The organism is Caballeronia sp. dw_19 (assembly GCF_018449515.1).
In the GTDB taxonomy this organism is placed as follows: Bacteria; Pseudomonadota; Gammaproteobacteria; order Burkholderiales; family Burkholderiaceae; genus Caballeronia.
The window spans coordinates 153641-166080 of the sequence record NZ_JAAVUQ010000013.1 but is presented as its reverse complement, the minus strand read 5'-3'; the positions used below and the strand labels follow the sequence as shown (position 1 = coordinate 166080).

9 protein-coding genes are annotated in these 12440 nt (G+C 58.3%); 8 read left to right on the top strand and 1 reads right to left on the bottom strand.

Annotated features, from left to right (window positions below; genetic code table 11):
* Positions 1 to 3: 3 nt before the first annotated feature.
* Entirely contained in the window at positions 4 to 2328 is a 2325-nt protein-coding gene (gene vgrG, locus HB376_RS19340) for a type VI secretion system Vgr family protein (RefSeq protein ID WP_213765272.1), read from the bottom strand.
* Between the two features lie 294 nt (positions 2329 to 2622).
* Here vgrG and tssB point away from each other — a divergent pair, with 294 nt between their 5' ends.
* The 8 genes from tssB to tssE all read left to right on the top strand — a co-directional run bounded on the left by tssB (position 2623) and on the right by tssE (position 12401).
* Positions 2623 to 3129 (top strand): type VI secretion system contractile sheath small subunit, encoded by a 507-nt coding sequence (gene tssB, locus HB376_RS19335; RefSeq protein ID WP_213765271.1) that lies wholly within the window; start codon positions 2623 to 2625, stop codon positions 3127 to 3129.
* A gap of 60 nt (positions 3130 to 3189) precedes the next feature.
* A complete protein-coding gene (gene tssC, locus HB376_RS19330) occupies positions 3190 to 4755 on the top strand; it encodes a type VI secretion system contractile sheath large subunit (RefSeq protein ID WP_213765270.1) in 1566 nt (521 codons plus the stop codon).
* Between the two features lie 118 nt (positions 4756 to 4873).
* On the top strand, positions 4874 to 6220 hold the full coding sequence (tssK, locus tag HB376_RS19325) for a type VI secretion system baseplate subunit TssK (protein WP_213765269.1): 1347 nt from the start codon (positions 4874 to 4876) through the stop codon (positions 6218 to 6220).
* Positions 6217 to 6888, top strand: a complete 672-nt coding sequence (locus tag HB376_RS19320) for a DotU/TssL family secretion system protein (RefSeq protein WP_213765268.1) — start codon at positions 6217 to 6219, stop codon at positions 6886 to 6888. The genes tssK and HB376_RS19320 overlap by 4 nt, the downstream gene beginning before the upstream one ends.
* Positions 6852 to 8663: an OmpA family protein gene (locus HB376_RS19315; RefSeq protein WP_346730528.1), complete on the top strand. Its 1812-nt coding sequence runs from the start codon at positions 6852 to 6854 to the stop codon at positions 8661 to 8663. The genes HB376_RS19320 and HB376_RS19315 overlap by 37 nt, the downstream gene beginning before the upstream one ends.
* A gap of 13 nt (positions 8664 to 8676) precedes the next feature.
* The gene (locus tag HB376_RS19310) at positions 8677 to 9162 is read left to right on the top strand and encodes an Hcp family type VI secretion system effector (protein WP_213765267.1); all 486 of its coding nucleotides are present in this window, start codon (positions 8677 to 8679) and stop codon (positions 9160 to 9162) included.
* Positions 9163 to 9279: 117 nt separating this feature from the next.
* Positions 9280 to 11976: a type VI secretion system ATPase TssH gene (gene tssH, locus HB376_RS19305; RefSeq protein WP_213765266.1), complete on the top strand. Its 2697-nt coding sequence runs from the start codon at positions 9280 to 9282 to the stop codon at positions 11974 to 11976.
* Positions 11973 to 12401, top strand: a complete 429-nt coding sequence (gene tssE / locus HB376_RS19300) for a type VI secretion system baseplate subunit TssE (protein WP_213765265.1) — start codon at positions 11973 to 11975, stop codon at positions 12399 to 12401. Before tssH ends, tssE begins: the two co-directional genes overlap by 4 nt.
* The last annotated feature ends 39 nt before the right edge of the window (positions 12402 to 12440 follow it).

Genomic DNA, 12440 nt, shown 5'->3' with positions numbered 1-12440 from the left:
GTCTTAGCGCGAAGTGGTATATGACGTGGTTATCTTCAAGGTGCTGTCGGGCAACGTGGGCAGCGGAGCTTCGAAACTATCGGGTCCATCGAAGGTGAAGGACGCAGCCTTGATCCTGAAGTCACCCGGACAGGAGATCTCGACACTACCGTTCTCAATCTTGATGCTGGCGCCGCCGCTTGCCATGACGACCTTCTTGCATCCTGCTATCAACACGTCCTCGCTAACGCTCGCCACACATAAGTGCTTGTCTGCGAGGAGGTCCAAGGCGTCGCTCTGCGCTTGAATTTCGACTTTTCCCTTCGCCGCGAATAGCTTCATCCCAAGCTTATGTGCGCACATTGATATGGCTTCGCCAGCAGCCACCGTAAAACGCTTGACCACACCGATATCAGCGTTGCCACCGGCGGTCGCAATGAGATTGAGACTTGCAGACAACTGCAAATGTGTGCCCGACGCTAAGGCAATGCCATTTGGTGCGCTCACCAGGATTCCAGCATTTTTCAGCTCGTTCAGCGTTCCATTGAGAAGTGCCTTTTGCTCATTAAGGTTGGCCGCTAGCGCTTGCGCGGCACGCGTCGCTTCTGCAAGCCCTTGCATTTGCCTCAGCGCCTGCTCTAGCAGCCCTTTTGCAGCAGCCATTTCGAGCTGCTGGCCGTTGGCCGCAGGCTGATCATCTGCGGAGATGAACAAGCCCTTTCCGCCGCGGATCGCGCCCCAACCCGATGTCCTTAGCTCGTAACCTTCGCCGCGCTTCTGCCGTTGGCTATCGACCAGATGTCCAAGACTTAACTGGCTCTTTCCCGAATGCTCTGTCGAAAGCTTGACATGTTCCTCACCTTTCCAGTCCTCCATACGCAGCTTGTTATTGCTCTGCGTACGAATAACGTGGCGCGACATCCACCGATCCTGATTCGTGATCAGGTCGGTCTGCAGACTCGTGTGATGGAACTGCGAGATGAAGAGCTTATTCGGGTCGCCATCGCGGGCCATGATGACCGCTTCCGTGCCATCAAGCACAGGGAAGTGGAAGCCGGTCTGCAGCCCGCCCGCGAAGGGCTTTGCCAACCGCAGCGGCACGCTTTCACCACCCGGATTCCAGGCATCGAAATCGAGGTCGAGCCGAACCGTGTAATGACCGAACTTCGTGATGTACGGATACGGGTATTTGTTCGGCGACGTGACGCGTGCACTGAGCGCACCGCTGATCTTCGGCCACTTGCTTTCGTCTATTTTCATGCGAAAACGTCGGTCGGACGGGATCGCTTTATACGAATTGGTGTAAGCCTTGCCCCGGCCACCGGAATGCGTCACCTCGATAATCACCTGCCCACTGGGCGCATCGGGCAGGGGTTCATCGATGCGCAGAATGCGCCCCGGCCGCAACTCCAGCACATTGCTTTTGCCGTGGTAGACCACCTGCCACGCAATGGCCGCCTCGTGGCGCAACTGAGCTTCCCACTGCGCGCCAGCCTGATTCAGATGATTCGTGCCGTAGATATACGGTGTGCCGTAGGTCGTCGTATCGTTGATCGCGACGTTGGCTTCGTCCTTGAAGCGCTCCCATGCAATCAGCGGGTTGTAGTCGGCGACCATCACTGATTGCGGCACCACTTCAGCGTGCGTCTCCAGCGCGAACACCGCTTCAATCCCCGCCTCAAGCCCGGCGTTCTCCCGGTACGGCACCTTCAACTGAGGCGTATAGACGTAGTGATCGATATCGTCTCCGAACACGATCACGTCACCATGCTTTCCTTGTTCTGTATAGAAGAAAATTCCTTCTTGCTCGCAGATCAGGCGAATATAGTCAAGATCCGACATCTGGTACTGCAGCCGGAAATCATGGATGGGATAGTCACGGCGCAGCTTGAAGACAAACTGATGGTCCATGAACTTATCGCGCAGCAGAATTGATTCGATGACCTGCGGCCCGCTCTGGTGCTGAAACACGCGGCTTGCGTGCACGAGGCCCAAACGTGCGATCTGCGACTTAATGACGAAGGTGTAGTGAAACTCGTCCTTCGTCTTCTTGGTCCGTATCAAACTGACGAGGATGCCGGTGTATATGCGCGGCTGCGAGCCGTCTTCGGCGGTGATCGTGAAGTGCGCATCGCGGCCGAGGAAGTCAGCGCGCGTGAGCTGCTCGGGGTGCGTCACTTGGACCACGATCTCGTAGGGCTCACTCATGGCCTCGCGCAGATGATAGGACACCACGGACAGGTCCTTCGCGTTCGTCGCGCTCGGCACGTCAACGTGATACGCCTGCCGACCCGTTATGAGTGCGCCGGACGAGCGTTGCGATCCCGCTCCCTGATCAGTTTCTGCCATCTTTTTAAGGCCCTCGATTTGCTCTGCAAGGTCACCGTCTGCGTTGTTTTGCACGGCGTGTACCGATGCAAAACGCGAAACGTTCGACCTCATTGGTTCGCTGAACAGTCAAACTCGTGGATGATCGTTGAACCTGGGCAAAGAGGAAAGTGATTTTGGTAACGAATGGTCGCAAATCAAAAATCGGATTTGTCCTAGTAGGGTTTCGGTGGATTTTTATCCGAATCACGTGTTACCGTTTTTCGCGAGATTGGTTGTGCTAACCAAATAAAGACCAAAAAACGGAGAAGCAAAATGGCCGAAAGTTTTCAGAATGAAGTGCCTAAAGCACGCGTCAATATCAAGCTTGACCTTCACACGGGCGGGGCATCGAAGAAGGTTGAACTGCCGCTAAAACTGCTGGTGATGGGTGATTACAGCAACGGCCAAAACACGTTGGCACTCGGCGAGCGCGTCAAGGTTTCGGTCAATAAAAACAACTTCAATTCGGTTTTGGCCGACCTGAATCCAAAAGCCAAAATATCGGTGGTGAACACACTGGCCGGCGACGGCAGCGAACTGCCCGTCGACCTGGACTTCAAGTCGATGGAGGACTTTCGCCCTGAGCGAGTCGCCGCTCGCGTCCCCGAACTTCGTACTTTGATGTCGGCACGCAATCTCCTACGCGACCTGAAATCAAACCTGCTGGATAACGCCACGTTCCGCCGTGAACTCGAAAAAATCTTGTTAGACCCGACGATGTCCGCCAGCTTGCGCGCGGAGCTTCAAGGCATCGCTGAATCCGCGCCGTCGGCCGCGTAGTCAACTGCGTTGTCCGCTGCGTCGTCAGTCCAATAACCCGTTTTATCGAGAAGACACATCATGGCAAAAAACGAATCCCGCATCCACGAGGCTGCGGCGGAAACGCTCGTCCTGGATAAACCCGTTGCCGCTACGGCAATCGTTGAAGAGAACGTCTACGCGAATCTCTTTAACAAGATCAATTTGAATACGGTTGCCTCCGCTCGCTCGGTTGGCTCCTTTCACAACCCCGATTCCCTATCCGAATCGTCGGCTGACGAGCGCGTAACGCAAGCGCTGCGCGTGTTCCTCGATATGATCGCCGAATCGTCCCAGCACGTGGACCGTCTGGACAAGAGCCTGATCGACCATCACATGGCGAGCATCGATCGCAAGATTAGCGAGCAACTCGACGCGATCATGCACAACGAGACATTCCAGCAAATCGAATCTGCATGGCGCGGTCTCAAGTTTCTCGTCGACGGCACGGACTTCCGCAAGAACGTCAAGATTGAAGTGCTGGATGTATCGAAGGACGCGTTGCGCCAGGACTTCGAAGACACGCCGGAAATCATCCAAAGCGGCCTGTATCTTCACACGTACATCCAGGAATACGACACCCCGGGCGGCGAGCCGATTGGTTCTGTGATCTCGAACTATGAGTTCGACCGCAGCCCGCAGGATATTGCGTTACTGCGTAATATTTCAAAGGTCTCGGCTGCTGCTCACATGCCGTTTATCGGCTCTGTTGCGCCGAAGTTCTTCGGCAAGGAATCGATGGAAGAGGTCGCGAGCATTCGTGACATCGGCAATTACTTTGATCGTGCTGAATATCTGAAGTGGAAGAGCTTCCGCGAATCGGACGACGCGCGCTATATCGGCTTGACGCTGCCGCGCTTCCTCGTGCGTTTGCCCTACGGTCCAGATACGGTGCCCGTGCGCGCATTCAACTACACGGAAGCGGTCAAGGGACCGGATCACAACCGATATCTCTGGGCCAACGCTTCGTTCGCGTTCGCGGCGAACATGGTGAAGAGCTTTATCGATAACGGCTGGTGCGTGCAGATTCGCGGTCCGCAAGCGGGCGGTCTGGTTGGTGATTTGCCGATTCACCTGTATGACCTCGGAACGGGCAATCAGGCGAAGATCCCGACCGAAGTGTTGATTCCGGAAACGCGCGAATTCGAGTTCGCCAATCTCGGTTTCATTCCTCTGTCGTATTACAAGAACCACGATCACGCGTGTTTCTTCTCGGCGCACTCGGCACAGAAGCCGGCGATTTATGACACGAAGGATGCCACGGCGAATAGCCGCGTCAACGCGCGCCTGCCGTACATCTTCCTGCTCTCGCGCATTGCGCATTACCTGAAGCTGATTCAGCGCGAGAACATCGGCACGACCAAAGACCGGCGCGTGCTCGAACTCGAACTGAATACGTGGATCAAGACGCTCGTCACCGAGATGACCGATCCGGGCGATTCGCTGCAGGCATCGCATCCGCTGCGCGAGGCGAAGGTGACGGTAGAAGACATTGAAGACAACCCGGGATTTTTCCGCGTGAAGCTCTTCATCGTGCCGCACTTCCAGATTGAAGGCATGGATCTGAATTTATCGCTGGTTTCGCAGATGCCCAAGGCGAAAAGCTGAAGCGTTAAGCATTAGCTCGCGGTTTTAGAAAGCAACGCATCAATAGAGTCAGTCGCGCTGCACGGTTGCTACCGTGCAGCGCCTCTCTGCGCGCATAAAAGAAACACAAAAATAAAGAATGAAAATAACCAGACCGCTGTGGGCCAAGGGTGTGTTCATGACGCCCCAGCATTTCCAGCAACAGGCGATGTGGAATCAGTTCGCTGACGAGCGGGTTGCGAGAATGATCAGCGCCGATCCGTGGGGTTTAAGCCGCGTCGTATTCGACCAGCAAGCGCTGGGCGTCAACCGACTGCAACTCAACGCAATCGATGTGCGTTTGCCCGATGGTACGTTTATCGATTCGGAGACGGCGGATCGCTTGCCGGTTCCGCGTCAACTGAGCGACATATCGACCACGGTCGATGGCGTCGTGGTGTCGATCGGGCTGCCCCTGATCGATGCGCAAGGCGGAAATTGCATCGAGGAAGGCGAGCGTCACGCGCGGCCGCGCCGTTTCGTGCGCGAATATTTGAACGTCGCCGATATCAACGGCGAAGGTCATGAGGAGCTGAGCGTCGAGCGACACGCACTCGCATTGCTCTTTGACTTCGAAGCGCCGGATAGTTATGTCACGTGCCCGATCGGGCGTCTGCTGCGCAACACGCAGGGATTGTTCGAGTTCGATCCAGCGTTCGTGCCGCCGTGTTTGTTCCTGTCAGCGAACGAGCGCTTGATGGAACGCGTGAAGCGTTTGTCCGAGATCCTCAGCGCAAAAAGCGCGAGTCTCGCGGTGCGTCGCCGGGAGCGTTCGGATCAGATCGCCGACTACGCTGTGTCCGATGTATCGCTCTTCTGGCTGCTTCACAGCGTGAACAGCACCTGGCCGGACCTCGCGCGGCTGTGCGCGGCGCCCCGACAGCATCCAGAGCGGCTCTACGGTGTGCTGGCGCGCCTGGCCGGCTCTTTGCTGACGTTCTCCACCACCGAGACGCTGCAGGCCATTCCCGCCTACGATCACCACGCGCCCGAGCCGATGTTCGCGGAACTGGAATCGCTTATTCGCGTGCTGCTTGATACCGTCATTCCGTCCCGTGTCGTGCCGATTACGCTGGAACGTCCGAAACACACGATGTGGGCAGGCAAGATCAACGACGAGCGCCTGACCGATGGCGCCGACTATTACCTGTCGGTGCAGTCGTCACTGCCGGCGCACGTGTTGCTCGAACAGTTGCCGCGATTGTGCAAGGCGGGTGCGCCGGATGAGGTCGAGCAGATCGTGAATTCGGCGATGCCGGGCATTCCGTTGCGCGTCATGTCGCGCTTGCCGGCCGCGATCCCAATTCGCATCGAAAGCCAGTATTTTGCGCTCGACAGTGCTCACCCTGCGTTCAAACGGATGATCGCGGCGCGCGCGTGCCAGTTCTATGTGCCGTCGTCCATTCCCGATGTCGTCCTTGAACTCTACGCGGTGCTGCCGACATGAACGAGATAACTACTTCGCCCGACAAATACACAGCGCTATTACCGAACGCCTTTCGCGACACCGCGTTTACTGTCGCGAGCCTTGCCGATGACGCGTCATCTCTCACTTTCGTGTCGTTCAGGGCGAAATGCGTCGCGCAAGTCGATGCGCTCGGGCGCGAACTCAGGGCGGCAGGTCACCTTCCCGATGTCGTACGAGATGCAACTTACGCTCAATGCGCGCTGCTGGACGAAACGGCCCTTGCCCATTTGAAGGGAACGGAGCGCGACGCATGGGAGCGCGAACCGCTCCAGGTGCAGCAATTCAAAAGCAATGATGCAGGCTACGAACTCATCGACAAGATCCAGCAGCGGCTCGCGGAACCAAGACCTAAACTTGCCCTGTTGCACATGTTTAACACCGTGCTCGCACTTGGGTTCAAGGGCAAGTTCGCACTGAGCGGCGCCGATGCGCGCCTGGAACTCATGCGTGCGCTCGACCAGCGCATCGGTCAAGCCGGGAGTGTAGATACCTCGGGTACAGTGGTGCTCACGCAGGATGCCTCGCGCCGCTGGAGCACAAACGTCTCGCCGCTTGGCTGGGTGATAGGTGCTGTTCTCGTTGCTGGACTCGTGTATCTGGCGCTGGGGCAGTGGCTCACCGCGTCGATCGCGCGTATTCCGGTTTGACGGGACGTACCGTGACCCATTCGGCGATCCATTCACCCACCGGCTATCCGTATCGATCGATCTTTGCATGGATCGCAACGCTCGCCATTGTGTGGCTGGTGCTGTGTTCACCGTGGTCGATCGGCTGGAACGTATTCGCGGGCGTGCTCGTCGTGCTGAGTGTGACGGCGGCGATCGTTGTCGCGACGCGGCGCATGATTGCACGCGTGGGTGCGACGCAGCAAGTCCTGCGCAAGATCGACGGTGCGCTCAGTGGACTGCCCGCAGATATCAAGCGCAATACGCCGCTCGTGCTGGTGGTTGGGACAACCAGCACGCTTGTCGCCAGCGCGTTCGGTCGCGAGTTAGGTCAGGAAGCCATCCGCGTGACCGAGACGGCGATCTGGGTACGCGTAAGTGATCCGAGTCGCCTCGCGCACTTCGCCGATTCGCTCAAACGCTGGCGCGACGGTCAAGGACCCGACGCGCTTGCGTATCTGGTCGATGCAGACGCGGCCAATGATCAGGCAACGTTGATCGGCGGCCTTCGGCGCTGGCGCTCGGCAATCGATGAAGCCGGCCGCGCGGTCGGTTATCCGTTGCCGGTTTGTGTCGCGGTGTATGCGAACGAACTGCGTCCTACCGCCGACGAGTGCCCGTGGTTCGGAACGTCAGGCGGGCATGACGTGAACGTGGCCGCATTGCCTGAGCTGATCTCGGCACGTCTTACGCAATATGCGGGCATGGCGATTCCCGAGGTCCGCGAAGCCCGCGCGCGTCGTGCGGCTCGGCTGGATATCGTGACACGTTGGGCGACGGCCGCCCTGATGCCAGCGCTTTCTGACGATCAACGATCAACGCGCGCAGTCCACGTTCGCGCGTTTGGTGTGATCGCAGTCGAGGGTCAACCGGCGACGAATTCACTACTTGCGCGGTATGGCTTCGATCGAACCGGGCTCGTGTTGCCTACGAATACGGACGGGATAACCGACGCGAGCGCTCGTTATCCGCTGCCGGAACCGCTCGTCAGGGGCATTGCCGCACAACAAACGCATCGTGCGTTACCGCGCGCGCTCGCCCACGGGTTTGTTGCGCTCGTTGCGCTGTTTTGTGCGGCGGCCGCCGCCTCTGCATGGCAGAACCGCAACCTGGTCGAGCGTGTAAGCAACGACATGGCACGCTATCGGGCGATCCCGGCGAGCCGGGACGCAGCACGTGTCGATGGGCTCAATATCATCAAGCGCGACCGGGACCAACTCGCCGCGTATGCAAGCAATGGCGTGCCTCCAAGGCTCGGCCTGGGCTTCTATCGCGCGGCACCGCTGCTTCCCGTACTCAATACCTTGATTGCCGCTTATCAGCCGCCTGAACCACCGGCATCGATGATCGAACTCAGCAGCTTGTCGCTATTCAACAGTGGTAGCGCCGTGCTCAACCCCGGCTCGAACCGGGTACTGGTCGGCGCGCTTGAATTGATTAAAGCGCATCCGTCCAAGCGGGTATTGATTGCCGGTCATACCGATTCCGTGGGCGATCCGCGAAGCAATCAGTTGCTCTCCGAAGCGCGGGCCGGGTCGGTGCGCGACTGGCTGGCCGACGCATCCGGTATCTCCCCCACACGATTCGCGATTCAAGGCTATGGCGACACACGCGCTAAAGCCAGCAACGAAACAGAGGCGGGGCGCGCTGCGAACCGTCGCGTCGAAATTACGCTCGTTCCGGACTGTCGTGACGATCGTAAGAACGGGACACCTCCCGAGGGTCATGAAGGCAATGTGGCCTGCTCATTTAATTAGAAGAGGAAAGAAAATGGCAATTCCGTCATACATGTGGATCAAGGACGATGGCGGCGCGGACGTCAAGGGTTCCGTCACCGTTACCGGTCGCGAAGGCAGCGTTGAAGTGGTTGCGTTCGAGCACGGCATTCACATTCCGACCGATGGCAACACCGGCAAGTTGACCGGCACGCGTGTGCACAGCGCAGTCACGTTCACGAAGGAAACGGACGCATCGACGCCGTACCTTTACAAGGCTGTGACGAGCGGTCAGACGCTCAAATCGATCGAGATCAAGTGGTACAAGATCGATGACGCCGGCAAGGAAAAAGAGTACTTCAACACGAAGCTCGACAACGTGAAAGTGGTGAGCGTGAAGCCCAAGATGCACGACATCAAGGACCCGTCGTACGAGAAGCATAACCATCTGGAAAACATCGAACTTCGCTACGAGAAGATCACGTGGGCGTACAAGGACGGCAACATCATCCATGCCGATAGCTGGAACGAACGCTCGTAAGCGTTTGAGTTTTTGCGACTGGTAACGGATGGCAACCAATGTCTTCTCGAACCGGTTTGTTCGCACGAGCCTCTCTCGCAGGTTCGTGCGTTTAATCTTCTCTTCGATGACTCCCCCATGACCGCTCGCGACCTCTCTCCATTCCTGCGCCGCCTGAACGACCACTGCGCCCGTGCACTTGCTGATGCAGCGAGCCTGTGCGAGACCCGCGCGCATAGAGAGATCGAGATCGAGCACTGGCTGATCAAGTTACTGGAACTCGGCGACGGCGATCTGGTAGCCATCGCGCGGCGCTACGAGCTGGATATGGACGGCATCTGGAACGGCTTGCTAAAAAGCATCGACCGGTTGCCGCGTGAACTGCGGGGCAAGCCGGGGTTGTCGCATCGGCTTGGACAGATACTGGAAGCCGCCTGGTTGCGCGCTTCGTTTGAAGGCGATCAGCCTGCCATCCGCTCGGCTCACTTGCTGGCCGTGCTCGCTGATATGCCGCATCTGCTGCGTGCACCGGATGCCTGGCAGTTGTTGAGCGTGTCGGCGGTTCAGATAGAACGTTTGAAGCCCGAGTTAGATCGCGTGTCGATCGAAGGACAGACGGGAGCGTCGGCAGATAGAGTGGCGGGTTCCGATGCCATGCGCACGAACGCTGAAGAGCCTGCGACGATAGTACCGAAACAAGCGCCATCCGACGCGCTGCAGCGTTTCACCATCGACATTACGCAGAAAGCCCGCGACGGCAAGATCGATCCGGTGTTCGGGCGCGAAGTCGAAATCCGCCAGATGGTCGATATCCTCGCGCGACGCCGCAAGAACAATCCGATCCTCGTGGGTGAACCGGGAGTAGGCAAGACCGCGCTTGTTGAAGGGCTCGCGCTGAAGATTATCGAAGGCGATGTGCCGGCGGCCATCCGCAATGTCAGCGTGCTGACGCTTGACCTTGGTCTTCTGCAAGCAGGCGCGGGCGTGAAAGGCGAGTTCGAGCAGCGGCTGAAGAATGTGATCGAGGCCGTTCAGCAATCGTCCACGCCGATTTTGTTGTTCATCGATGAAGCGCATACGTTGATTGGCGCGGGCAACACAGCGGGTGGCGCGGATGCCGCGAACTTGCTGAAGCCCGCGCTTGCCCGAGGCGAGTTGCGCACGATTGCCGCCACCACCTGGTCCGAATACAAACGATACTTCGAACGTGACGCCGCGCTTGAACGCCGTTTCCAGATGGTCAAGGTCGATGAACCCGACGACGACAACGCGTGCCTGATGCTGCGCGGTTTGAAGGAGCGCTACGCGCAACATCATGGCGTGCATATCACCGACGCCGCGGTGAGCGCGGCAGTGCGTTTATCGCGTCGATATCTCACTGGCCGTCAGTTGCCGGACAAGGCCGTCGATCTGCTGGACACGGCGGCCGCGCGCGTGCGCATGAGTCTCGACGCAACCCCGATCGCCATCTCCACCCGGCGGGCAGAACACGCAGCGCTCGAAGTGGAACGCGCGGCATTGCTGCACGATGAAGGTGCGACGTCGGTGGAATATGCGCAGCGTCTTGCTTCCATCGATACACGGCTGGAAACTCTCACGCGCGAGTTGGTGCAACTGGAAGTTGAATTCGCGCAACAAAAGGACGCGATCCTGACGCTCTTCGCGTTACGCGCACGGTGGCATGCTGCAACCGACGAAACCCACCGGCGCGACTTGCAGCCGTCGATCAAACAGGCGCACGACCAACTCGCCCAACACGGCAACGGCGCGTTGATCTACGCAGAAGTCGATGAAGCCGCGATTGCACGGGTGATCGCGGATTGGACGGGCGTGCCGGTGGGTAGTTTGTTATCGGATGAACTCGCCACGCTTCTTGAACTGGAAGCGCGACTCGGGCAAGTGGTGGTTGGTCAGGACGATGCATTGCAAGCACTCGGCAAGAGCCTGCGTGCGGCCAAAGCGGGGCTCAAGTCCGAGGACGCACCGCTTGGCGTGTTTCTATTGGTCGGACCATCGGGCGTGGGAAAAACCGAGACGGCGCGAGCGCTTGCCGACTTGATGTTCGGCGGCGAACGCGCGCTTCTTACGATCAATCTCTCTGAGTATCAGGAAGCACATACGGTTTCTCAACTCAAAGGCTCGCCTCCGGGTTATGTCGGTTACGGGCAAGGCGGTGTGCTCACAGAAGCTGTGCGCCGGCGTCCCTACAGCGTGATTTTGCTCGATGAAGTGGAGAAAGCGCATCGCGATGTGTTGAACGTGTTCTATCAAGTATTCGATCGCGGTTTCATGCGCGACGGTGAAGGACGCGTGATCGACTTTCGCAATACGGTGATTGTGATGACATCGAATCTGGGCAGCGACCAGATCATGGCCGCGCAGGAAGCGGTGGTCGAAGCCGGCGGCGAGGTCACCACCGGCATGCTGATGGAGGCGATCAGGCCGACGCTTGTCGAGCACTTCCAGCCGGCGCTGCTCGGCCGCTTTCAGACGGTTGTGTACCGGCCGCTTTCTTCGGATGCGATGACCACGATCGTACGCATGAAGCTCGCGAAGGTGGCGCAGCGCATCGAGCGCAAGTTCAATGTGCCGCTTATTTGCGACGATGCGCTGATAGGCGAACTGGTGCGTGCGTGCCAGTTGCCGGATTCGGGGGCACGCAATATCGATAGTCTGCTGGATCAGCAGATTCTGCCTGTGCTTTCGCGGGAGTTGCTGATGCGCGTGTCGCAAGCGACCGCGATTGACGCGATCAGGCTTTCATATTCCGACGACAGCGGAATCAGCGTCGATTTCGATGAAGTCGCAGCGAGCACCAGCGGAACCATCGCATGACGCGCGGCGGTCCTGGGCTCTTCGAAGTGGTGACGGGCCATTTCGCTAACGGCGATCCTATCGGCTTGCACGATAGGAACACTCAAACGTTCCTGTCGGTGCGGGACAATATCCAGCGGATTCTGAATAGCCGTCGTAACGGCCTTTTACACTTGCCTGACTACGGGCTGGGTGATCTGTCGAAGATTTATCGGCACATGCCGGCCTCGGCACATACGCTTCGGCGCGAGATTGAGGACACATTGCTCAAGTACGAGCCACGTTTGAAATCGATCGATATAGCTTCCGCCGATCCGGAAGAGGGCATGCTGCTCAGTTTCACGATGACCTGCGAATTGCAACAAGGAGGACTTGTGCGCTATGGCACGTATTTCACGCCAGAGGGACAAGCCCGGCTGACGACGCGTGAGGACGTCGACCGGTAGCAGGCCTTTAGTGCGCCTCGCATGGGAGAAGCAAGGTAC